Origin of the sequence: Pseudomonas sp. BF-R-01 (assembly GCF_019946615.1) — a bacterium.
Classification (GTDB): domain Bacteria; phylum Pseudomonadota; class Gammaproteobacteria; order Pseudomonadales; family Pseudomonadaceae; genus Aquipseudomonas; species Aquipseudomonas migulae.
Genome location: NZ_JAGYFX010000009.1, coordinates 1 through 21,666 on the forward strand (window position 1 = coordinate 1; position 21,666 = coordinate 21,666).

Here is a 21,666-nt window from a genome sequence, read left to right on the forward strand (position 1 = left end):
CGCGTTCAGCAGTGCCTGCAACTGACTCTGCCCAGCCTCACCCAACGGAAACACCGGCAATCGCGGATCGCCCACTTCCAGCCCGGTCGCACGCAAACCGGCCTTGATCGTCGCCGGCAACCCACCCTTCAAAATGAAGTCCAGCAACGGCAACTGGCGATAGAACAGTTCACGCGCCTTGCTCAGATCATTGGCCAAAACCGCTTCATACAAATCGAGATTGAGCTGCGCAATCAGGTTCGGCGCCGCCGTGCACCAGCCTTTCGCACCCGCTGCAAAAGCCTCCAGCGCCAGCGGATTGCAGCCGTTGTAGAACGGCACCTGACCCTCGCCGAGCCGTTGCAATTGGTGCATGCGCTGGATGTCGCCGGTGCTCTCCTTGACCATGGTCACGTTGTCCACGGCGTTGACGATGCGCAGGATCAGGTCGACCGACATGTCCGTGCCGCTGGTAGCCGGGTTGTTGTAGAGCATGATCGGTACGCCGATGCTGTCGCCGATGGCGCGGTAATGGGCGAGGATTTCCGCCTCGCTGAGTTTCCAGTAAGACGTCGGCAAGACCATCACCACGTCGGCGCCATGGGCTTCGGCGAAACGTGCGCGGCGCACCGCTTTGGCGGTGGTCAGGTCGGATACGCTGACGATGGTCGGCACCCGTTTGGCCACGTGCTTGATGCTGAACTCGCTGACCTGGTCCCACTCCGCGTCGCTCAGGTAAGCGCCTTCGCCGGTGCTGCCCAGCGGCGCGATCGAGTGTACGCCGTCGTCGATCAGGCGGTCGATGGAACGTCCGAGCGCGTCGAGATCTACGCCTTCGCCATTGGCGGTGAACGGGGTGATGGTGTAGCCGATGATGCCGTGAATCGTTGGGGTCGACATGGCGACGCTCCTCTTGAAAATGCGTGGGTTCAGTTCAGGCAATCGGCGTGTTGGCGCAGGTTCTGCCGAGCGTAGTAGTTGAACGCAGCGCCATGGCGCTTGGGTTTCGAGATCCAGTCGTGGGCTTCACGGCCCAGTTCCGGAATGATCGGCTTGATGGTCCCGGCGCTCATCGCCAACAGTTGCAGCTTCGCGGCGCGTTCGATCAGTTGCGCGATCACACAGGCTTCTTCGATGCTCGTGCCGGTGGACAACTGACCGTGGTGCGACAGCAGGACCGCGCGCTTGTCGCCGAGGGCGCCGGCAATCAGCTCGCCTTCTTCGTTACCGACCGGCACACCCGGCCAGCCTTCAAGAAACGCGCAATCGTCGTAGAGCGGGCAGAGGTCCATGTGGGAAATCTGCAGCGGCACTTCGAGCATCGACAGCGCCGCGACGTGCGTCGGGTGCGTGTGGATGATGCAATTCACGTCCGGCCGGGCGCGGTACACCCAACTGTGGAAACGGTTGGCCGGGTTGGGCATGCCGTGGCCTTCAAGCACTTCCAGGTCTTCGTTGACCAGCAGCAGGTTGCTGGCGGTGATTTCGTCGAAACCCAGGCCCAGTTGTTGAGTGTAGTAAGTGCCGGGCTGCGGGCCACGGGCGGTGATCTGCCCGGCCAGGCCGGAGTCGTGGCCGTGCTCGAACAGAATGCGGCAGGTCAGGGCCAGCTTTTGCCGGTCGGTCCACGTATTATCTGCCAGGGTATTTTGCATCTGGGTCAGCGCTTGCTTGACCAGTTGCTCTTTGGGTAATGCTAAGGTCTTGGCCATATCGGTGTCCTTTGGATGGTTCAATGGACGTCGGATTTGCCGTTCACTCGTTGCTCGCAAGGCCTTGGTGAATGCAAATGACACAAATGATGCTATATGACACTTTGTGTCATTGGCAAGGATGAATCGTCGCCTCCTTGATGGATTAATCGTTCTGCATGTCTATCCGTTTGAAATTACTGAGAAAAAAACTGGGCGTGACGCTCGAGGCCCTGGCTGAAAAATCCGGGATGACCAAGAGCTATCTGTCGAAAGTCGAGCGCGGGTTGAATACGCCGTCCATCGCGGCTGCGCTGAAGCTGGCCAAGGCGCTGAACGTCAAGGTCGAGGAATTGTTCTCCGAAGACAGCGTCAGCCTCGACAGCTACAGCCTGGTGCGCAGCCATGAGCGTCAGTCGCTGGCGGCCAATGATGAGAGCCCCGGCTATGCGGTGCTGGCGCATCAGGTGAGTGAGCGCAGTCTGCTGCCGTTCATCATTTATCCGCCGTTCGAATTCGCGGACAAAACCTTCAAGGAACACGTGGGGGAGGAGTTTCTGTTTGTCCACGAAGGGCAGGTGGAAGTGGACTTCATGAACGAGCGCGTGCTGCTAGAGCGCGGTGATGCGCTGCACTTCAATGCGCAGAAACCGCACCGGATCCGCTCAGTGGGCGAGGTTCAGGCGCAGTTGCTGGTGGTGGTGCATAGCGCAGAAGAGTGAGCTGCATAACACCGCATACCCCTGTAGGAGCCAGCTTGCTGGCGATAGCGGTGGGTCAATCAACATCTGCATTGACTGACCCACCGCCATCGCCAGCAAGCTGGCTCCTACAGGACCGGTGTTAGACCTCGACGGGAACGGTGAGCTTGGGACTTCCAAGCGCATGCGTCTTCGAATCAAAAAACCGCAGCTCTGATCCGGTCCCCTCAAACACCTTCGCGTAATGCCGTTTCTGATGCTGGATAAACGCCTTGCTGCGCGGATAAATCGAAATCGCCACCACCTTGGGTTTCGCCTGGCGCAACGCATGAATGATGTGGCTGTCCTGCTCGCCCAGCGCATGCCCAAAGATGCACAAGCCCTCGGCATGCCCCAATAACTGGTCATAGCAAAACGACAGATAATCCGAGCTGCGGATGGTCTTGAGCTTGTCTGCGCTCGGCCCTTCGTTCACAAACAGCGGCACGTCATCCAGCGTCTTGATCGTGTTGTTGATCGCAAAACTGCCCAGCAGCGTGCCTTCGGTCGACATCAGTTTGCGTGCCGTGCCGTCCTGATTGCGCACCAGATGCAAACCGCCGTGCAGGTACAGCAGACGGGTTTTATCGGTCGCCGTGGCGCTCAAATCAAACCCTGGCTCGGCACCCTGGAACAGGTCGGTGATCGCATCCGGCTGGTGCTGGATCGCCCAGTAGTTGAGCAAGTCGTAATTGGTGGTGAACACCGTCCGGTAACGACCCAGTTCCTGATTGATCGTCGCCAGTGTCGAAGGCACCACCAGTCGCCACGGGATGTGCACCGCGTGCACGGTGTTGATCAGCGCTTCCTTGATCGCGTAGTAGCGATTGCGCGGCGCGGCGGAGCTGACGGCCAGGGCCTTGTTCACCCGGCTGGTGGTTTTCAGCGCACCCAGCACCTGCTCGAAACTGCGCGTTTGCATTGCGTCGAACACGCTGAGTTCGGACTGGCTCAGGGGTTTTTCTTCGACGGTGCGGGCGTTTTCGAACAGCGAGTCGTAGCCGAAATCGTCCCAGACCGCGCGGCTGGCGCCGTTGCCCACCAGCAGGCCGCTGATCGAGGCGGTGGCGCGCAGGGCGTTCCAGTCTTCTAGTTGGGCATCGACATCCTGGAAATCGGTCATTGCGGTCGTCGTCTCAAAAAGCAAAAGGTCGGATGGGCGGCGACTTTATCACGACCCGGACTTGAGCCAGATCAAGTTAACGCCGCGCCGATGGGTCGATCCTGTGGGTATCCGCCGGATCGAACCACCGATACGGCCCAGACCTGGAGATTCGCCATGAGCAGCACGTTTTTCATCCCCGCCGTGAACGTCATGGGTATTGGTTGCCTGGACGAAGCCATGGACGCCATCGGCAAGTACGGTTTTAAAAAGGCGCTGATCGTCACCGACGCCGGGCTGGCCAAGGCGGGCGTGGCTGCGATGATCGCCGAAAGGCTGGCAATGAAAGACATCGACTCGGTCATCTTCGACGGTGCCAAGCCCAACCCGAGCATCGCCAACGTCGAGAGCGGGCTGGGCCTGCTCAAGGAAAGTCGCTGTGATTTTGTGGTGTCGCTGGGCGGTGGTTCGCCCCACGACTGCGCCAAAGGCATCGCGTTGTGCGCGACCAATGGCGGGCAGATTCGCGATTACGAAGGCGTCGATCAATCCGAGAAGCCGCAACTGCCGTTGATCGCCATCAACACCACCGCCGGCACCGCCAGCGAGATGACGCGCTTCTGCATCATCACTGACGAAACCCGTCACGTGAAAATGGCCATCGTCGACCGCAACGTCACGCCGCTGCTATCGGTCAACGACCCGGCGCTGATGGTCGCCATGCCCAAGAGCCTGACCGCCGCCACCGGCATGGACGCGCTGACCCACGCCATCGAAGCCTACGTGTCCACCGCCGCCAACCCGATCACCGATGCCTGCGCGCTGAAGGCGATGACGCTGATCAGCAGCAACCTGCGCCTGGCCGTACGCGATGGCAGCGACCTGGCCGCGCGGGAAAACATGGCTTACGCACAGTTCCTCGCGGGCATGGCGTTCAACAATGCGTCCCTTGGCTACGTGCATGCGATGGCCCACCAGTTGGGTGGTTTCTACGACCTGCCCCATGGCGTCTGTAACGCCGTGCTGTTGCCGCATGTGCAAAGTTTCAACGCGCTGGTGTGCGCCGAGCGCCTGACCGACGTGGCCCACGCAATGGGCGCCGATATTCGCGGCTTCAGCCCGGAAGAGGGCGCGCAGGCAGCCATCACGGCGATCCGCAGCCTGGCCAGGGATGTGGAAATCCCCGCCGGGTTGCGTGAACTCGGTGCCCGCCTCAACGACATCCCGACGCTCGCCAGCAACGCCTTGAAAGACGCGTGCGGCGTGACCAACCCACGTGCAGCGGATCAGCGGCAGATCGAAGAGATTTTCCGCAGCGCGTTCTAAGCGGTTTTACGGCCGGGTGCGATGATCACGCAGAGCATCGCGCCCAGGGCCAGCAACGTGCATAACAGTGACAACGGCCATGCCTGCTGGCTGGCGATCAGGCTCGCGATACCACCGATGACGGCAGCCATCAGTTGATGGATGAACCCGCTCAACGCCATCGCATACGCACCGCCGACCGGCGAACCGTCGTTGGCCAGCGCCAGGCTGATCGGGTAATTCAACGACTGGCCGAACACCGCTACGCAGTAAGGCAACCAGAACAACAGCGCAATCGAAGTGCCGGCGATGCTCCCCAGCAACATCACCGCACTGCCGGCCAGCACCAGCCCCACCCCCGCCGTCATCATCCGACGCTGACCGGTGCGCAGCACCAGACCGTTGACCGCCAATGCCCCGAGAAAATACCCCGCGCTGATGGGCCAGCCCAACAGCCCGTATTCCACGGCCGACCAGTTGAACGGTCCTTGCAGAATCAGCGGCGCCGCGGTGTTGAAGGCGATGATCACCCCATAACCCAGCCCGCCGGTGAGCGCCGGCAGCAGGAAGGCCCGATCACGCAGAATGCGCCAATAGCTCGGCCACGCGGACGACTGAACGGTGTCTTCCACCCGCACCGGGAACGTGACCCGTGCCACGACCATCGCCAACAACAGACTCACACTGCCCAGCAGGTAGAAAATCGCCGGCCAGCCCAACGCGACCTGGATGACCGACCCCAGGTACTGGCCGATCCCCAGCGCCACCACGAAAGAAATCGAAAGCCAGGACAGCGCTTTGGCCAACAGGTCGCCACGAAAACTGTCACGGATCAACACCCGGGCCATGACCGAAATTCCGCTGGCGCCGATGCCCTGAACCAGTCTGAAAAAGAGAAAGGATTCCAGCGTCTGGCCCAAGGGCAGCGCAAGGTTGCCCACCCCATAAATACCAAGCGCCGCCAGCAGCACCGGTTTTCGGCCGATGCGCTGAGCAAGGCTGCCCCAGAACAGCATCGGCAGCGCCATGCCGATCAGATACACGGCCAGTCCCCACGAAACCTGCGAGGCGTCGGCAGACAGATACCGAGCCATCTCCGGCAGCGCCGGCAGGTAAATGCTCATGCCTAACTGCGCGAGAAAAACCGTGCTGCAGGTGACGAGGAGGGTGGTGCTGCTCTTCATGAATGTTCCCTGGCTTCAGTCGCTGACATCTGCGGCGTGTGAGTGCAACAGCTCGGTCACGCGTTCACAAAACTGGCGAATCAACACCGGCTCCATGTCGGCACGCAGAGTGATTCTGATCGCAGCATTGCCTTGTGCAACCACCGGAAAAAATACGGCTGAGGTAAAGAATCCGTGATTGGCCAATTCGATGGCAACGCTATTGGCCAGCGACGCTTTACCGCAGCGAATCAATCGAATGGCCATGTTGCTGCCGCATTGTGCGGTTCGAATCAGCGTGTCAAAGAGCCGGATATTAACCTGAAGTTTTTCCTGCAATGCAGCGAACTCCAGTGTGCGATGCAACTGGATGGACGCTCTGCCCGCACCAATCGCTGCACTGTTCAGACTTTGCGACCAATTGCTGGGGCCGCCATAACGCTGAATGAGGGTCTTGTGCCGGTCGCTGCCGAGCATCACCAGTCCACCACTGGCGCCAAACGATTTGGCCAGGGACGCGACGATCAGGCTGTCTTCATCAAGGGCGTTCATCCAGGGACGGACGAGACCGGCACCGAAGGTTCCAACCGCTGAAAGTGCGTGGGAATCATCCAGATAGAGAAACAGCCCATAGCGTTCCTTAAGGTACAAAAGGCTGTTCATGTCTGCGACTCCGCCCATGCTGTACGCACCGTCGGCGATGTACGCAACGTTGGCGTGTCGTTTACACAGGTCTTCGACGAAATCCATATCGTTGTGCGGGCACGTCACCACCCGGGTTTCATCCGCACACGCCGATTTCAAGTGGTTCATCGAATAATGGGCCAGTCGGTCGAACGCCATCAGCGGAGGCCGGTTTTGCGTAAATACACCACTGGCGAGCATTGGCAGTATCCCTGCACTCGCGGCGCTGCATGACAGGGTGCTCAGGCAGGTAGCGCCGAACAACTCCGACAGTTCGCTTTCGTACCGTTCCAAAGCGGCCAGTTTGCAGCGGTTTTTTGAGTTGGCAATGCGCAACGTGCCGACCTCCCGCAACGCAGTCATGGCGCCTTCAAGCAGGGCGGGATGATGATCCAGTCCTAAATAGGACGTGGTACAGAAGTGATGGAACGAGCGCCCGAACTGGTCAACCATCTGGTTTGGGCTTTTGACCTCAACATTCAGCCCCGCAATTTTCCCGGCTTCAGCGGTCTCCCAGTCGTGATCGGCTAGCGAGACGAGTTTTCGATAGTTGGTAAAGGTGTTTGCCGCGTGCGCTGTCTGGTCCATGTGTGCGTTTCTTTCCTTGAGTGCGAAGCGATCCATTGCTTTGAAGCAAGCGGTGTACGTTTCCAGACTTTACAGCGTGTGGTCAGGGGCTTTGAATCAGCCGTTTCCGGTACACCTGAGTGTTACAAGAGATAAGTGTGTAGGGCGATGCCTCGTGAGGTTGTGGGTCAATTGCTTTGCCGAGTTGCACAAAAACCGGGCTATCCTCCCGATTCAGCCACTCCCCAAACCATCGAGCCCTCCATGCTGCAAAAAAGCCTGATCCGCCGTCTCGATCTGATGACCCTTCAGCTGTTTGTCGCCGTCCACGAAGAAGGCACGCTGACCCGTGCCGCTGCGCGCGAAGCGATTGCGGTGTCGGCGGCGAGCAAGCGGTTGATGGAGTTGGAGGAGGCGCTGGGCATCAGTCTATTTGTGCGTCAGGCCAAAGGCATGACCCTGACACCGGCCGGCGAAACCCTGTTGCACCATGCTCGGCAGATGTTGTTCAACGTCGAGAAAATGGGCCTGGAGTTAGGCGAGCACAGTCACGGTATTCGCGGCTATGTGCGGATGCTCGCCAACCTGTCGGCGATCATTCAATTCCTGCCGGAAGACCTGCGGGACTTTTCCGAACGTCATCCGCAGGTCAAGACCGACCTCGAAGAACGCCCCAGCAGCGGGGTGATTCAAGGCGTGCTGGATGGCGTGGCGGACCTTGGGATTTGTTCCAGCGACAGCGATGTGAAAGGTCTGCACAGCGTGCTGTATCGCCAGGACAAACTGGTGGTGTTGATGCTGCCGGATCATCCCTTGGCCAGCCGTTCCAGCCTGGCGTTCGCCGATACGCTGGACAGCGATTACGTCGGCCTGCACGCCGCCAGTTCCATCAACATGCGCACCCACGCAGCCGCGCGTCAGGCGGGCAAAGTGCTGCGGCTGCGGATTCATGTGCCGGGGTTCGATGCGATGTGCCGGATGGTCCAGGCCAACATGGGCATCGGGATTTTGCCGCAGAAGGCTTACGAGTTGTTTGGTCGGGCGCTGGGGTTGCATGCGGTGCCGTTGACGGATGACTGGTCGGATCGGGCGTTGATTATCGTCGTGCGCGATGAAGCGGCGTTGTCGCCGGTGAGCCGGATGTTGTTTGAGCAGTTGCGCGGGCAGGGTTGAGATTATTGTTGGCAGGTCCGACCCCTTCGCGGGCAAGCCTCGCTCCTACAGGGATCTCGCAAACCTGTAGGAGCGAGGCTTGCCCGCGAAGACTGATCTGAGGTCGCGACAATCTTCCAGAGCGTTCGCGTTTGGCGAACGCCCGTTGCCAACTGAAGGTTGGATTCCATTCCCCTCGCTCCTCTAGCCTTGGCGCATATTCCAAGAATAAGAGGTACCCCGCGATGACTGCCCCCCTGAGCGCAATCAAAGTGATCGAAATCGGCACGCTGATCGCTGCGCCGTTCGCCGCGCGCATGCTCGCCGAGTTCGGCGCCGAAGTGATCAAGATCGAAGCCATGGGCCAGGGCGACCCGCTGCGCAAATGGCGCAAGCTGCACGAAGGCACCTCGCTGTGGTGGTACCTGCAATCGCGCAACAAGAAGTCCTTGGCGCTGAATCTGAAATCCCCTGAAGGCATTGAACTGGTCAAGCAACTGGCGACCAGCGCCGACGTGCTGATCGAAAACCTGCGCCCCGGCGCCCTGGAAAAACTCGGTCTGGGCTGGGACGTGCTGCACGCGCTCAATCCCAACCTGACGCTGGTACGCATTTCCGGTTACGGCCAGACCGGCCCCTACCGCGACCGCCCGGGTTTCGGCGCCATCGGCGAGGCCATGGGCGGCATTCGCTACACCACCGGCACCCCCGGTTCGCCGCCGGCGAGGGTGGGTGTCAGCCTCGGTGATTCCCTGGCGTCTTTGCACGCGGTGATTGGTGCGTTGATGTCGCTGCTGCGGGTCAAGACTGGGCAGGGCGGGGGGCAAGTGGTCGATGTGTCGCTGGCCGAAAGCGTGTTCAATGTCATGGAAAGCCTGGTGCCGGAATACGACATGCTCGGTCATGTCCGTGAACGCAGCGGCGGCGCCTTGCCGGGCATCGCGCCGTCCAACACCTACCTGACGGCCGATGGCGCCTACGTGGTGATCGCCGGTAACAGCGACCCGATCTACAAACGATTGATGGAAGTGATCGGTCGCCGCGATCTGGCCGAAGCGCCAGAGTTTGCTCACAACGATGGCCGCGCCTTGAAAAGTAATGTGCTCGACGCCGCCATCACCCACTGGACCAGCAGCCTGCCCATCGATGACGTGCTGGCGGCACTGGAAGCCGCTGAAGTACCGGCCGGGCGCATCTATTCCGTGGCCGACATCGTCGCCGACCCGCACTATCAGGCGCGGGACATGCTGCTCAGCGCCGACCTGCCCGGCGGCGCGAAAGTGAAGATGCCGGGCATCGTGCCCAAACTTTCCGAAACCCCCGGGGGCGTGAACTGGTCGGGGCCAAGCCTGGGCCAGCACACAGACGGGATTCTCGCGGGGCTGGGCCTGACGGATGCGGACATCGAACGCCTGAAAACTGAAGGGGTGGTGCAATGATCACTGATTTTTCCGAGAGCCTGATCGTTCAGGAAGTCTCCCCGCGCGACGGCCTGCAGATCGAACCGACCTGGGTGGAAACGGTCGACAAAATCGCGTTGATCGATCAGCTGTCACTGGCTGGATTCAGCCGCATCGAAGCCGGCTCGTTCGTGTCGCCCAAGGCCATTCCCGCACTGCGCGATGGCGAGCTGGTGTTCAAGGGCATCACCCGCCAACCGGGGGTGATCTATGTTGCGTTGATCCCCAACCTCAAGGGCGCGCAACGGGCGTTGGCGTGCCGCGCCGATGAGCTGAACCTGGTGATGTCCGCCAGCCAGACCCACAACCTGGCCAACATGCGCATGCGTTGCGAAGCTTCATTGGCGGCGTTCGGCGAGATCGTGCAATACGTGGGAGACACCAAGGTTCGATTGAACGGCAGCATCGCCACCACTTTCGGTTGCCCGTTCGAGGGCAAGATCGATGAGGACCGCGTGCTGCAAATCGTCGATGAATATCAGGAACTCGGGATTCAGGGCGTCACCTTGGCCGACACCACTGGCATGGCCAATCCACGGCAGGTGGATCGGCTGGTGCGGCGGGTGTTGCAGCGGGTTTCGCCAGCGGATCTGACCCTGCATTTCCACAACACCCGCGGCCTCGGCTTGTGCAACGTGCTGGCGGCTTACGAGGCGGGTGCCCGACGCTTCGACGCGGCCCTCGGCGGGCTCGGTGGTTGCCCGTTTGCCCCCGGCGCCTCGGGCAATATCTGCACTGAAGACCTGGTCAACCTGTGCGATGAAGTCGGCATTCATACCGGCATTGATCTGCCGTTGTTATTGAAGCTTTCGCGAGGATTGCCCGCGCTGCTCGGCCACGAAGTCCCCGGCCAACTGGCCAAGGCCGGCCGCAATTGCGACCTGCACCCGGTGCCTTCCTGACCCACCCAACACCCCTGTAGGAGCCGGCTTGCCGGCGATGAGGCCGGAAAATCCAATATAGGTGTCTCCTGACCCACCGCCATCGCCAGCAAGCTGGCTCCTACAGAAAACAGCATCCCAACCAGACAACAAAAACAATCGGACACCTACGGGAAGTCCGCCTGGAGAAAGCACCATGAGCCTCAATGTACTGGAGGCGGGCGCGAGCCCGTCCGTTAGCCACGACGAAGAAAAAGCCCTGGTCAGCAAAGTCGCCTGGCGCCTGATGCCGCTGATCATGGTCTGCTACCTGTTCGCCTTTTTCGACCGCATCAACATCAGCTTCGCCAAGTTCCAGTTGCAGGCCGACCTGAGCCTGAGCGACACCGCATACGGCCTCGGCGCCGGGCTGTTCGTGGTCGGTTACGTGATTTTCGAAGTACCGAGCAACATGATGCTGTACAAGGTCGGCGCCCGACGCTGGATCGCCCGAATCATGATGTCCTGGGGCCTTGCGACGGCGGCGATGGTCTTCGTCAACAGCGAATGGCAGTTCTACGCGTTGCGCTTCGTGATCGGCGCGATGGAAGCGGGTTTTGCGCCGGGAGTCCTGTATTACCTGACGCTGTGGTTCCCGCAGCATTATCGTGGGCGCATCACCTCGATGCTGTTCCTGTCATCAGCATTTGCCGGGCTGGTCGGCGCACCGTTCTCCGGGTTGGTGCTGCAACACCTCGATGGTTTCCTGGACATGCGCGGCTGGCATTGGCTGTTTCTGCTCGGCGGCGTGCCCTGCATCGGCCTCGGTTTGCTGGTGCTGACCTTGCTCAAGGACCGCATCGAAGACGCCCATTGGCTGACACCGTCGGAGAAGACGTTGCTGGCCAGCCGCATCGCCCACCACGAACCGCACAAGAGCGGTGGCTCGCTGCTCGCCGCGCTGCGGATTCCCGGTTTTCTCACGCTGGGCCTGATCTACTTCCTGATTCAGGTGGCGTCCTACGGCTTGAACTTCTGGGCACCGCAACTGATCCGCAGTGCAGGCACCGAGAGCCCGGTGATGATCGGTTTGCTGACGGCGATTCCGTACATCTGCGGCGCGATCAGCATGGTGGTGATCGGGCGGTTGTCCGACTCGACCGGCGAGCGGCGCAAGTTTGTCGCCGGGCTGGTGGCGGTGGGCGCGCTGGGGTTCTTCTGTGCCGGGATCTTCGCCAACCACACGACCTTCCTGATCGTCGCGCTGGGCTTGCTCGGCGCCGGGATCATCGCCTCGATTTCGAGCTTCTGGACCCTGCCACCGAAACTGCTGGCCGGTGCCGGCGCAGGGGCTGCGGGCGGGATCGCGGTGATCAACACCCTCGGCCAATTTGGCGGCATCGTCAGCCCGGTCATGGTCGGGCGCATCAAAGACTTGACCGGCAGCACCACACCGGCGCTGTACGTCATCGGCGTCTGCGCGCTGATCGCGGTTGCGCTGTTGTTGTGGGGGTTGCCGCAAAAACTGCGCACGCTCGACAAGTTTTAGGGAAGTCCACAACCCTGTAGGAGCCGGCTTGCCGGCGATGGGTCCCTCGAAAACCGCATTGCAACTTCAGACCGCCATCGCTGGCAAGCCAGCTCCCACAGAACCGCAGCGTGCAGGCAGTAACGATCGCTCCCAAAGCACGCACAACCCTGTAGGAGCCGGCTTGCCGGCGATGGGTCCCTCGAAACAGCATTGCAATCTCAGACCGCAATCGCTGGCAAGCCAGCTCCTACAAGACCGCAGCGTGCAGGAATTAACGATCGCTCCCAAAACACGCACAACCCTGTAGGAGCCGGCTTGCCGGCGATGAGTCCCTCGAAAACCGCATTGCAACTTCAGACCGCAATCGCTGGCAAGCCAGCTCCCACAGAACCGCAGCGTGCAGGCAGTAACGATCGCTCCCAAAGCACGCACAACCCTGTAGGAGCCGGCTTGCCGGCGATGGGGCCCTCGAAAACCGCATTGCAGCTTCAGACCGCAATCGCTGGCAAGCCAGCTCCCACAGGACCGCGGCGTGCAGGTAATAACGATCGCTCCCAAAGCACGCACAACCCTGTAGGAGCCGGCTTGCCGGCGATGAGTCCCTCGAAAACCGCATTGCAACTTCAGACCGCCATCGCCAGCAAGCCGGCTCCTACAGGATCGGGGCGCTCAAGTAGTGCGTTGAACCGGTTGAATGGGCGGGTAGAGGAGGCGATAGTGCGCACCTGAAATCATCTGGTTTGTAGAAACACTCAAGGAACAGGGAATGACATTGAAGTCTGGATGGATGAGTTGTGTGGCGCTGTGCGGTCTGGTGATGACAACGCAGGCGTTCGCTGATTGCGAGAAGCCGTTCCTGGCAGGCGATTTCGGCTATTCGGTGTGCAAAGACTGGCCGGCTTATCCGGGGCTGACGATTACGGCCTTGTCGCAGTTCGAGTCGGGATATTCGGCAAGCGATTACGGCCCTCAAGGTCGATACGATCTCAACCTTGCCGTTGTATCGGCTGGCGCTTCGAAACCGCTGGCGACGTATCAACAGTCTGCGGCTTTTGAGTCGGATGCCGTTGCCTTTGAGGACCTGCAACTCGATACCGCACGTTACAAGCTTACGCCGGACCTGAGAGCGTTTGGCGTGCGCGCCACATTCAATGGCTCGTCACGGGTCAATCCCGTGAGTGAAAAGTTGCTCTCGCTCTATGTGAAAGAGGGTGACCGGTTGCGTCCGGTCCTGGATAAGCTCATCACCTATGAGTACGGCGGTGAATGGGATGGCAATTGCGCCGGAGAGCTTTATCAACACACCCGCACGCTCGAAATCGGCAAAACCAGCTCGCAGGGCTACGCGGATCTGATAGTCAAAACAGTGACCACCCGCGAAGTCGGCAAGGGCGAGGGGGAGGCTTGTGTAGCCAAAACCATAACAGACAAACCGGTGCTGACGACGCTTCGATACGACGGTAAAAGCTACGTCCTGCCTCAAGGCTTCAAAGGTCTATAACGCCGATCAGAGGTCAATCACCCATGCTAACCGGCCTCAACCACCTGACCCTCGCCGTCACCGACCTCAACCGCAGCGTGGCGTTCTATCACGACCTCTTGCAACTTCAGCTAAGCGCCACATGGGGCTCCGGCGCCTATCTCTCGCTACCCGGCCTGTGGCTGTGCCTTTCCCTCGATCCTCTGCGCAACACCGAGCCCGCCACCGACTACACCCATTACGCCTTCAGCATCAGCGCATCCGGCTTCCCGCCATTCGTTGAGCGCCTTCGTGCCGCCAACGTCCGCGAATGGCGCGAAAACCGCAGCGAAGGCGCGTCGTTCTACTTCCTCGACCCCGACGGCCACCAGCTCGAAGCCCATGTCGGCGACCTGGCGTCGCGATTGGCAGCCTGTCGTCAGCGGCCGTACGCAGGAATGAGGTTCTTCGACGATCAGTCAGTCGATTCCCCGGGACCTGATATAGACTTGCGCCCATTCACCGGATAGTACAAAAGGATTTCCCGATGACCCCATCGCTGCTCATGGCCGTTCTCGCCTCGGGCTTTATCTACGGCATCACGCCCGGGCCCGGCGTTTTGGCGGTGTTCGGTATTGGTGCAGCGCGTGGGCGAAGGGCAGGGGCAGGCTTTTTGTGCGGGCATTTGCTCGGGGACGTGGTTTGGTGCAGCACCGCGCTGATCGCGATTGTCGGTGCGCGGGAAATCGGCAGCACCGCGTTTGACGTGTTGGGCGTGCTCAGCGGGCTCTATCTGTTCTGGCTCGGTTTGCGCGCAGTGCGGGCCAAACGCAGCAGCGCCGAAGTGCCGCAAGGCCCGGCGCGGCAGCCGTTCTGGCACGGCATTCTGTTCGGTCTGACCAATCCCAAAGCCTATCCGGTGGCGGTGGCGACTTTTACGGCGTTGCTGTCCAGTCGTGCGGAACTGCTGCATTGGTCGATGTTGCCGTGGCTGATCGTTCTGAGCTTCGTTGGCGGTTTGATCGCCTACGCTATCCTCATTGGCATCGTCGGTGCACGGCAGGTGCGCAGCCTGTATCAACGGCATGAACTGGCGATCACCCGGTTGTGCGGGGTGATGTTTATCGGTTTCGCCATCAACGCCCTGGTGCATGCCTTGCCGGGGTTGATGCCGAACAAGGCTTGAAACTGATCGCAGGGACGCGTCAGCGGCATCATCACTGGTCAGGGATGGTTCTTTATTGCTGCATTGCTCGGACATGCTCTCTGCACCATGGCAACCAGAAATTCCGCGCCGTCGGCGAGTTACATCGATCTACTGCTGGACGCCGTTTGCGCGGTCGATAAACAGGGTCGCTTTGTTTTTGTCAGCGCGGCCTGCGAGCGCATTTTCGGCTACACGCCTGACGAGTTGGTCGGCCAGCCGATGATCGAACTGGTGCATCCCGCCGACCGCCAGCGCACCCTCGACGCCGCGCGGGAGATCATGGGCGGCGACCCCAAACTCAACTTCGAAAACCGCTACGTGCGCAAGGATGGCCGGGTGGTGCATATCCTGTGGTCCGCACGCTGGTCGGAAGTCGATCAACTGCGCATCGCCGTGGCCCGTGACATCACCGAACGCAAGCAGGCCGAGTCCCGACAAGCGGCGCTGTACGCGATCTCCGAAGCGGCCCACGCGGCGGAGGATTTGTTGGCGTTGTTCAAACGCATCCACCTGATCATCGGTGAATGGCTGCCGGCGCTGAACTTCTCCGTGGCGCTGTATGACGAGCATTGCGCGCAGCTCAATTTCCCTTACCACGTCGACGACAACGAGCAGCAACCCGAACAGCCTGGAACGGTGACCGGACGCTTGTGTGCCGAAGTGATCCGCAGCGGTCAACCGATCCTGCTGACCCCGAATCAGGAAAACACCCCCGCCGGATTCGAGGCGCTGGTCACGGGCCAGCATTCGCCGTGTTGGCTGGGCGTGCCTTTGAACTCCCAGAAAGGCACCATCGGCGCACTGATCGTCAAAAGCGTGGCGGGCGGCGAGCGCTACACCGAGCAAGACAAGGAACTGTTGCAGTTCGTGTGCGCCCAAGTCGCCACCGCCATCGAGCGCAAGCAGTTACATGCCCGGCTGCAGCGCATGGCCCAATACGATCAACTGACTCAACTGCCCAATCGCGAGTTGCTCCGGGACCGGCTGAAAGCCTCACTGGCACTGGCCAAGTCGGAAAGCGGGCGCATGGCGCTGCTGTACGTCGACCTCGACCGCTTCAAGGAAGTCAACGACACCCACGGCCATGCAGTCGGCGACATGCTGCTGCAAGCGGTCGCCAATCGCCTGAAAGGCTGCGTGCGGGAAACCGACACCGTGGCGCGCATCGGCGGCGATGAGTTCGTGGTGCTGCTGCACACCATTCAGGCCTCGGAAGATGCCGACAGCGTGGCGGGCAAAATCCGTCATATCCTGGCGCAACCGCTGCGGCTGGATGGGCACAGCCTGAACATTCAATTGAGCATCGGCGTCGCGCATTTTCCCGAGCATGGCACGGAAGAAAAGCAATTGTTCCGCCATGCCGACGAGGCGATGTACACAGCCAAACGCCAGCATCACCTGCGACTCGGGGCCTGAAAACCACGGCACCGTTCGTCGCGTCGATCCCGTTTTTTTTTAAACCTTTGCGGTGATGGAAATTCAGATCCTATGCGGGCTCCTGCTCGCTGCGATCATCACCAAGAGGTAGAGAATCATGCCTAACTCAAGAAACTCGAACTCGGGAAGTTTCGCCAACGATCGAACGAAGGCGTCTGAAGCCGGTCGCAAAGGTGGGAAAACGACCACCACGACTGTCGATAAAGAACCTTTGAAACCCGACATGGGCCGCAAAGGTGGCCAGAAATCCAAGTAGTGGTGAAAGTGGTTTTGATTGAGAGGCGGGAGCGAAAGCTCCCGTTTGAATTTATAGAGAGGAGGGCGCGACCATGAGCCAGATGGCCACCCGATTATGCAGCACCGGATTTGCCACGTTACTGGGCCTGTGTGCCAGCAGTGCCTTTGCCCAGTCCCCCGCCGAATTCATCAACGATGCCTCGGCCAAAGGCATGGCCGACATCGAAGCCAGTCGCCTGGCGCACCAGAAATCCGAATCGAAAGAGATCAAGGACTTCACCATCATCGTCATCAACGACCGCACCACTGCGAACCAGCACCTGGCGAAAATCGCCAGGCAACTGGATCTGCCGGTAGCGCCACGGGAAGAGGTGGTCGACAAGGCCAAAGCCTTGATGCCGCAAGTGCATGAGGGCGATTCTTTTGATCAGGCATACGCCGCCAGCCAGGTGAAAACCACGCAGGAAGCCATCGAACAACTGGAGCAGGAGGCGCAGACCACCGACATACCGGAAATCAAAGCCTTCGCTGAAGAAACCCTGCCCAAACTGCAGAACCACCTGCAAATGGCCAGGGCGCTGCAAGCAGATTGCTGACGCGCTTTCTGTAGGAGCCGGCTTGCTGGCGATCCAACCGCCGCGGTGTGCCAGGCACACCGCTTTCGCGACTGAATTGCCCCGCGCACTCAACAGTCGTTCAAATCCTGTTTGTGCTTGCCCTTGGTCACCAATCCCTGCACCTCGTTTGCGCTCATGGAGCGATAGCCTCGACGCAGCTTCTGCGAGTTTTTGCGAACTTCATTGCCGTGTCCCTTATAGGAATGCGTCTGAATTGGTGACAGCGCGGGCGGGATGAAAATTCTGATTACCTGTTCGGATTCCATGAGGGCGGGGGAGGTTGTTCGCTATTCCTGGGCGGAATCTTTCTTTGTGCCGGTTTGTGTCTAGTATCAATGGCAGTCAATTTGCCAGCATGCAAACACACGGATCGAAACCAGGAAGGGGTTACGCATGGAATTTTTCGAAAAGTTAGCAAGTTTAGCCGCCAAAGTCCGCTTACAGAGTGCTGCAATTCAGACGGAGGAGGCGACGAAGAACGCTTTTGTCATGCCCTTTATCAGCACGGTGCTCGGCTACGATGTCTTCGATCCGACCGAGGTGACTCCCGAATTCGTCTGCGATATCGGAACGAAGAAGGGAGAAAAAATTGACTACGCAATCATGAAGGCTGGCGAGGTGCAGATCCTGATCGAGTGCAAGAAAATAGGTGAGCCGCTACACATCAATCATGCCTCCCAGCTGTTTCGTTACTTCCATGTCACCAGCGCTCGTATATCTATCCTCACCAACGGACAGGTCTATAAGTTTTTCACTGACCTGGACGCGCCCAACAAAATGGATGAGAAGCCATTTCTCGAACTCGACCTTCTGGACATCGATGAGTATTCCGTCCCCGAATTGATAAAGCTCACCAAATCAGCGTTCGATGTGGATTCGATCATCAGCGCTGCCGGTGAGTTGAAGTACGTCAGCCAAATCAAAAAAGTCATCGCTTCTCAGGTCAGCAAGCCAGACGACGATTTTGTGAAAGTGTTCGCTTCGCGGGTCTACGACGGGGTGATTACTCAAAAAGTCCGTGAGCAGTTCCATGAGCTGACGAGAAAGGCTGTGGTGCAATTTCTCAATGACCAGATCAATGACCGGCTCAAGTCGGCCATGAGCGGAGCCATTCAGCCCACGCTTGCTTCTTTACCGGTTACTTCCGGTGATGCTGAGCAACCGGATCTACGAGACGAGTCAGAAGACAAGGTTCTGACAACTTTGGAGGAACTGGAGGGTTATCACATCGTCCGCGCCGTGGTCCGCTCAGTCGTGGATGCCAAGCGGATTGTTCAACGCGATACCCAGAGTTACTTCGGCATCCTGCTGGACGACAACAACCGCAAACCGATCTGCCGTCTGCACTTCAATCGCTCACAGAAGTACATCGGCATATTTGACGAAGAGAAGAATGAAACCCGGCACGCTATCAACTCTGTTGATGACATCTACGAATATTCGGATCATTTGAAGAAGACGGTTGGGTATTACGATTAGCCAGCTGATTGCAAAAAAAACCGGCCCTTCAGGTCGGTTTTTTTTGATATTTCTTCAATCCGAGAGTTTCACTTCAACCGCCCAACTGAAATACCCCAATGCCTCGCAGTTTTTATCAACCAGCATGAAATGCAGCTCACACGCCTCAACTCCGGCGGCGAGTCGGGTGCATGCCCAATAATGATCATCGGCTTGGTGAGTACCCGGTTCAGTCGGGTTTTCAGTGTCGGGTGCCGGCACTGTCAGGTCGCCCCGCACCACCAGTTCCGGCGCCGACAATACGCCGGCGTCACCCACAGACATCTCGTAAAACACCACACTGTGCTCAGCGAGCAAGCTGACGGTTCTTCCGCGGATATGGAAAGTCGCATCGCTGCCAGCGGTCAACGTAATTAGGCTGTCATTTGTTGTACTTTGTGGTTCTGACGATCCGTTGATGCTGAAGACGAATCCATCGGAAATGGGTGTCGGATTTTCCGCCTCAAGACTCGGGTTCGGGTAGCGTAGAAGCAGTGATTCGGCATCGACGATCAGCAACACATTGTTGGCAGTCGCGACGCTTGAGGAAGGAGATTTGATCGGTTCGGAAGTCATCATGGATTCCTTTCATGATGGTGACACTTGACGGTAGCCGCTTCGGTTTATGCAAGGCATTCCGTTCCTGTCGAGGCGGCAACGCAGTCAGCAAAAGCCCCTCGTTGCCAAGGGGCCTGACGCTCGTCAGTTGCGGATGGTAATGAACGGGTCCCACGAACAGCAGCCGACGATCTTGCACTCGCGATCCACGATCAGGAAGTGGAAGTGATAGGTCACGCTGCCGCTGGACAGGGTTTCCGAAGACCAGTAATGGTTATCGACTTTCTGGCAGCTGGGCACTGATGGATTGCTGGTGTTGGGCACGGCTACGCAGGCAGTAGCCTTGCGTGGCGTGGGTGTGGAGATCAAGTCAAGGCCGACATTGCCGATGAATTTATAGAAAATCACCGCGGTCTCGAAGCTCTGCGACAGGCTGGTTTCACGCCAGCGAATCAGGTCGCCCACCTGGGCTTTCAAGTTGAGTTCGCCACCGGCCTGGCCGCTCACCACGTTGTTCTGGTTGGTCACCATGTACACGTGATTGACGTCGATCAGTGTCGGCGCAGCAGGGTTTTTGCTGATGTTCGGGTAGTTTTTCAGAATGGTTTCGGTGTCGATGGAAACCAGTACATCCGTGACTCGAGACATAGTGAAACTCCTTGTTCATAGTGAATGCCTGGCATCTTTCCAGGCTCAACAACGCTTGCTTGCCTTGCGGTCGTTGCGCAAACACTACGGACGGAACCCACCTGTCACGGGCATGAGCTGGCCTTGCTCCTTGAGTACAAACCAACGGGTTCGGGTTCCTTCCGACGGGCCGCGATTGGACTATAGAAGTGAAACTCTGGCTGTCAAAACTGCTTTGATGATGGCTCGACGAACGGTCGATTTGGTTATGAATTCTGATCATTTGGCGATAAGAAACGACCTGCATATCCTTCGAACATCCAAAAGTCGGATAGGGAGGGGGGCGTGGGGCGATGTATCGTAGCGAACCGGTTGTCGGCCAAGGCCCGGACAACGATTCGACAGGAGAACGCAATGAGTTGGTCCGCCAAGCAATACGTCGCTTTTGAAGATGAACGCACACGTCCGGCCCGGGATCTGCTCGCGGCGATCCCGCCCGTTGACGCACGCTCGGCCATCGACATCGGTTGCGGCCCTGGCAACTCGACCGAACTGCTGGTGGAGCGCTTCACCAGCGCCACGGTGCGCGGCGTCGACAGTTCGACCGACATGATCGAAGCCGCCCGCAAGCGCTTGCCGCAGGTGCAGTTCGACACCGTGGATATTGGCACCTGGAACGAGAGCGGCCCGTTCGACGTGATCTTCGCCAACGCGGTGTTGCAGTGGCTGCCCGATCACGCGAATTTGCTGCCGGCTCTGGTGAGCAAGCTTTCTCCCGGTGGCAGCCTGGCGATTCAGATGCCCGACAACCTCAACGAACCGTCCCATCGCCTGATGCGCGAAGTCGCTGCCGATGGCCCGTGGGCCAGAAAATTGGCCGACGCCGCCGGGCAACGCACGGAAATGGCCAGTGCCAGCGACTATTACTCGATGCTGCGACCGCACTGTGCGCGCGTCGATGTGTGGCGCACCACCTACCATCATCCGCTGGCGGGCGGCGCTTCGGGCGTGGTCGAGTGGTTCAAGGGCAGCGGCTTGCGGCCGTTTCTCGAACCGCTGGATGACGCGGAAAAGGCGCAATACCTCAAGCAATATCACACCGCTATCGAACAGGCGTACCCGACGCTGAGCGATGGTTCGGTGCTGTTGCCATTCCCGCGATTGTTCATCGTCGCCACCCGCTAAATGCGGAAAAGGGACGGATAACGCTGAACGTCATCTGTCCCTTCGCTTGGTGCTCAAGTAATCGAAAAGAAACGACGCAAAGCCGAATAACCCGATCATTGAAATGATCATGAGCCCCAACTCTGAATTGTCCATGCTGATCTCTGCGTGAAAGGTGAGAGGGCAGGGTAGGTGGTTTTTGGGCGGGTTTGAGGGGGCGCTACGGCTTCTTTACTGGGTGGTGGGGATCTATACGGAAACTATACGTGGGGCGCCGAAGTGCTCAGCGTTGAACGTTGGATATGGAGATCTCTACTTCTTCCCAGACACATTCAGCGTACTTCGGATTGGCTGTGTGCAGCGTGATTTTGCTGGCAGGTGGAATCGGTAAACCGTTTTCAGCCAGTATTTCGAAATGACCCTGAATGGCTTCGCGCGCCATAGCCACTGCATCGTCCAGATCTTCGCCGGCGGAAAAACAACCCGGGACATCCGGGATATCCACGCCCCACGCGTGTTTGCCATCGCCAATTGAAATCGCTATCGGATAAAGCATGTTCACTGCTCTCTTGCTGATTCAGCTACTGACGCTAAAAACGCAAAGGGCGCCCCGAAAGGCGCCGCTGTTT

21 protein-coding genes and 1 pseudogene are annotated in these 21,666 nt (G+C 59.2%); 14 read left to right on the forward strand and 8 right to left on the reverse strand.

Annotation, left to right across the window (positions count from 1 at the left end):
* A partial coding sequence (locus KGB27_RS05890; RefSeq protein WP_223553548.1) for a dihydrodipicolinate synthase family protein occupies positions 1–879 on the reverse strand: 879 nt, incomplete at its 3' end.
* A 29-nt stretch (positions 880–908) separates the two neighbouring features.
* On the reverse strand, positions 909–1,691 hold the full coding sequence (locus KGB27_RS05895; RefSeq protein ID WP_223481020.1) for an aldolase: 783 nt from the start codon (positions 1,689–1,691) through the stop codon (positions 909–911).
* A gap of 158 nt (positions 1,692–1,849) precedes the next feature.
* Here KGB27_RS05895 and KGB27_RS05900 point away from each other — a divergent pair, with 158 nt between their 5' ends.
* Positions 1,850–2,392 (forward strand): helix-turn-helix domain-containing protein, encoded by a 543-nt coding sequence (locus tag KGB27_RS05900; RefSeq protein ID WP_008039507.1) that lies wholly within the window; start codon positions 1,850–1,852, stop codon positions 2,390–2,392.
* Positions 2,393–2,513: 121 nt separating this feature from the next.
* On the opposite strand, the gene KGB27_RS05905 is transcribed toward KGB27_RS05900, so the two are convergent.
* Complete coding sequence (locus KGB27_RS05905) at positions 2,514–3,533, reverse strand: DUF4917 family protein (protein WP_008025718.1); 1,020 nt, start codon at positions 3,531–3,533, stop codon at positions 2,514–2,516.
* Positions 3,534–3,689: 156 nt separating this feature from the next.
* Here KGB27_RS05905 and yiaY point away from each other — a divergent pair, with 156 nt between their 5' ends.
* Positions 3,690–4,838 carry an L-threonine dehydrogenase gene (yiaY, locus tag KGB27_RS05910; protein ID WP_223436983.1) on the forward strand — a complete coding sequence of 383 codons (1,149 nt, stop codon included), beginning with the start codon at positions 3,690–3,692 and terminating at the stop codon, positions 4,836–4,838.
* Here yiaY and KGB27_RS05915 read toward each other — a convergent pair.
* Together KGB27_RS05915 and KGB27_RS05920 are read right to left on the reverse strand one after the other, a co-directional pair.
* Positions 4,835–6,001, reverse strand: a complete 1,167-nt coding sequence (locus KGB27_RS05915) for an MFS transporter (RefSeq protein WP_223553550.1) — start codon at positions 5,999–6,001, stop codon at positions 4,835–4,837. The two genes, yiaY and KGB27_RS05915, sit on opposite strands and share 4 nt — an antisense overlap.
* 15 nt (positions 6,002–6,016) lie before the next feature.
* Positions 6,017–7,252 carry an aminotransferase class I/II-fold pyridoxal phosphate-dependent enzyme gene (locus KGB27_RS05920; RefSeq protein WP_223553553.1) on the reverse strand — a complete coding sequence of 412 codons (1,236 nt, stop codon included), beginning with the start codon at positions 7,250–7,252 and terminating at the stop codon, positions 6,017–6,019.
* 243 nt (positions 7,253–7,495) lie between these two features.
* Here KGB27_RS05920 and KGB27_RS05925 point away from each other — a divergent pair, with 243 nt between their 5' ends.
* The 11 genes from KGB27_RS05925 (at position 7,496) to KGB27_RS05975 (ending at position 18,670) form a co-directional block, all read left to right on the forward strand.
* Positions 7,496–8,404, forward strand: a complete 909-nt coding sequence (locus KGB27_RS05925) for a LysR family transcriptional regulator (protein WP_008025723.1) — start codon at positions 7,496–7,498, stop codon at positions 8,402–8,404.
* 224 nt (positions 8,405–8,628) lie between these two features.
* Positions 8,629–9,822 carry a CaiB/BaiF CoA transferase family protein gene (locus KGB27_RS05930; protein ID WP_223553555.1) on the forward strand — a complete coding sequence of 398 codons (1,194 nt, stop codon included), beginning with the start codon at positions 8,629–8,631 and terminating at the stop codon, positions 9,820–9,822.
* Positions 9,819–10,745 (forward strand): hydroxymethylglutaryl-CoA lyase, encoded by a 927-nt coding sequence (locus tag KGB27_RS05935; protein ID WP_223553558.1) that lies wholly within the window; start codon positions 9,819–9,821, stop codon positions 10,743–10,745. The genes KGB27_RS05930 and KGB27_RS05935 overlap by 4 nt, the downstream gene beginning before the upstream one ends.
* Before the next feature lie 175 nt (positions 10,746–10,920).
* Positions 10,921–12,252 carry an MFS transporter gene (locus tag KGB27_RS05940; RefSeq protein WP_223553560.1) on the forward strand — a complete coding sequence of 444 codons (1,332 nt, stop codon included), beginning with the start codon at positions 10,921–10,923 and terminating at the stop codon, positions 12,250–12,252.
* Between the two features lie 748 nt (positions 12,253–13,000).
* Positions 13,001–13,735 carry a hypothetical protein gene (locus tag KGB27_RS05945; RefSeq protein WP_223553563.1) on the forward strand — a complete coding sequence of 245 codons (735 nt, stop codon included), beginning with the start codon at positions 13,001–13,003 and terminating at the stop codon, positions 13,733–13,735.
* 23 nt (positions 13,736–13,758) lie between these two features.
* Positions 13,759–14,223 (forward strand): fosfomycin resistance glutathione transferase, encoded by a 465-nt coding sequence (gene fos / locus KGB27_RS05950; protein WP_223553566.1) that lies wholly within the window; start codon positions 13,759–13,761, stop codon positions 14,221–14,223.
* Between the two features lie 17 nt (positions 14,224–14,240).
* Positions 14,241–14,879: a LysE family translocator gene (locus KGB27_RS05955; RefSeq protein WP_192420580.1), complete on the forward strand. Its 639-nt coding sequence runs from the start codon at positions 14,241–14,243 to the stop codon at positions 14,877–14,879.
* 87 nt (positions 14,880–14,966) lie between these two features.
* Positions 14,967–16,316: a bifunctional diguanylate cyclase/phosphodiesterase gene (locus KGB27_RS05960; protein WP_008036168.1), complete on the forward strand. Its 1,350-nt coding sequence runs from the start codon at positions 14,967–14,969 to the stop codon at positions 16,314–16,316.
* Between the two features lie 118 nt (positions 16,317–16,434).
* Complete coding sequence (locus KGB27_RS05965; RefSeq protein ID WP_008025734.1) at positions 16,435–16,593, forward strand: KGG domain-containing protein; 159 nt, start codon at positions 16,435–16,437, stop codon at positions 16,591–16,593.
* A gap of 73 nt (positions 16,594–16,666) precedes the next feature.
* Positions 16,667–17,170, forward strand: a complete 504-nt coding sequence (locus KGB27_RS05970; RefSeq protein WP_223553567.1) for a DUF4142 domain-containing protein — start codon at positions 16,667–16,669, stop codon at positions 17,168–17,170.
* A 414-nt stretch (positions 17,171–17,584) separates the two neighbouring features.
* Positions 17,585–18,670 carry a type I restriction endonuclease gene (locus KGB27_RS05975; RefSeq protein ID WP_223436967.1) on the forward strand — a complete coding sequence of 362 codons (1,086 nt, stop codon included), beginning with the start codon at positions 17,585–17,587 and terminating at the stop codon, positions 18,668–18,670.
* A gap of 54 nt (positions 18,671–18,724) precedes the next feature.
* Here the strand turns inward: KGB27_RS05975 and KGB27_RS05980 are convergent, their stop codons facing one another.
* Positions 18,725–19,264, reverse strand: coding sequence for an AidA/PixA family protein (locus tag KGB27_RS05980; RefSeq protein WP_223553614.1), 540 nt, complete (start codon positions 19,262–19,264; stop codon positions 18,725–18,727).
* Between the two features lie 126 nt (positions 19,265–19,390).
* Positions 19,391–19,894 (reverse strand): inclusion body family protein, encoded by a 504-nt coding sequence (locus KGB27_RS05985; RefSeq protein WP_008036175.1) that lies wholly within the window; start codon positions 19,892–19,894, stop codon positions 19,391–19,393.
* 393 nt (positions 19,895–20,287) lie between these two features.
* Here KGB27_RS05985 and tam point away from each other — a divergent pair, with 393 nt between their 5' ends.
* The gene (gene tam, locus KGB27_RS05990; RefSeq protein ID WP_223553568.1) at positions 20,288–21,058 is read left to right on the forward strand and encodes a trans-aconitate 2-methyltransferase; all 771 of its coding nucleotides are present in this window, start codon (positions 20,288–20,290) and stop codon (positions 21,056–21,058) included.
* A 277-nt stretch (positions 21,059–21,335) separates the two neighbouring features.
* On the opposite strand, the pseudogene KGB27_RS05995 reads toward tam, so the two are convergent.
* Positions 21,336–21,593, reverse strand: a pseudogene (locus KGB27_RS05995) (type II toxin-antitoxin system HicB family antitoxin); the annotation flags it as partial.
* Positions 21,594–21,666: the final 73 nt, after the last annotated feature.

Excerpts from the sequence above, each read along its gene's own strand:
- KGB27_RS05895 (WP_223481020.1), bottom strand. The coding sequence starts at position 1,691 with ATGGCCAAGACCTTAGCATTACCCAAAGAGCAACTGGTCAAGCAAGCG.
- KGB27_RS05900 (WP_008039507.1), top strand. The coding sequence starts at position 1,850 with ATGTCTATCCGTTTGAAATTACTGAGAAAAAAACTGGGCGTGACGCTC.
- KGB27_RS05905 (WP_008025718.1), bottom strand. The coding sequence starts at position 3,533 with ATGACCGATTTCCAGGATGTCGATGCCCAACTAGAAGACTGGAACGCC.
- yiaY (WP_223436983.1), top strand. The coding sequence starts at position 3,690 with ATGAGCAGCACGTTTTTCATCCCCGCCGTGAACGTCATGGGTATTGGT.
- KGB27_RS05915 (WP_223553550.1), bottom strand. The coding sequence starts at position 6,001 with ATGAAGAGCAGCACCACCCTCCTCGTCACCTGCAGCACGGTTTTTCTC.
- KGB27_RS05920 (WP_223553553.1), bottom strand. The coding sequence starts at position 7,252 with ATGGACCAGACAGCGCACGCGGCAAACACCTTTACCAACTATCGAAAA.
- KGB27_RS05925 (WP_008025723.1), top strand. The coding sequence starts at position 7,496 with ATGCTGCAAAAAAGCCTGATCCGCCGTCTCGATCTGATGACCCTTCAG.
- KGB27_RS05930 (WP_223553555.1), top strand. The coding sequence starts at position 8,629 with ATGACTGCCCCCCTGAGCGCAATCAAAGTGATCGAAATCGGCACGCTG.
- KGB27_RS05935 (WP_223553558.1), top strand. The coding sequence starts at position 9,819 with ATGATCACTGATTTTTCCGAGAGCCTGATCGTTCAGGAAGTCTCCCCG.
- KGB27_RS05940 (WP_223553560.1), top strand. The coding sequence starts at position 10,921 with ATGAGCCTCAATGTACTGGAGGCGGGCGCGAGCCCGTCCGTTAGCCAC.
- KGB27_RS05945 (WP_223553563.1), top strand. The coding sequence starts at position 13,001 with ATGACATTGAAGTCTGGATGGATGAGTTGTGTGGCGCTGTGCGGTCTG.
- fos (WP_223553566.1), top strand. The coding sequence starts at position 13,759 with ATGCTAACCGGCCTCAACCACCTGACCCTCGCCGTCACCGACCTCAAC.
- KGB27_RS05955 (WP_192420580.1), top strand. The coding sequence starts at position 14,241 with ATGACCCCATCGCTGCTCATGGCCGTTCTCGCCTCGGGCTTTATCTAC.
- KGB27_RS05960 (WP_008036168.1), top strand. The coding sequence starts at position 14,967 with ATGGCAACCAGAAATTCCGCGCCGTCGGCGAGTTACATCGATCTACTG.
- KGB27_RS05965 (WP_008025734.1), top strand. The coding sequence starts at position 16,435 with ATGCCTAACTCAAGAAACTCGAACTCGGGAAGTTTCGCCAACGATCGA.
- KGB27_RS05970 (WP_223553567.1), top strand. The coding sequence starts at position 16,667 with ATGAGCCAGATGGCCACCCGATTATGCAGCACCGGATTTGCCACGTTA.
- KGB27_RS05975 (WP_223436967.1), top strand. The coding sequence starts at position 17,585 with ATGGAATTTTTCGAAAAGTTAGCAAGTTTAGCCGCCAAAGTCCGCTTA.
- KGB27_RS05980 (WP_223553614.1), bottom strand. The coding sequence starts at position 19,264 with ATGACTTCCGAACCGATCAAATCTCCTTCCTCAAGCGTCGCGACTGCC.
- KGB27_RS05985 (WP_008036175.1), bottom strand. The coding sequence starts at position 19,894 with ATGTCTCGAGTCACGGATGTACTGGTTTCCATCGACACCGAAACCATT.
- tam (WP_223553568.1), top strand. The coding sequence starts at position 20,288 with ATGAGTTGGTCCGCCAAGCAATACGTCGCTTTTGAAGATGAACGCACA.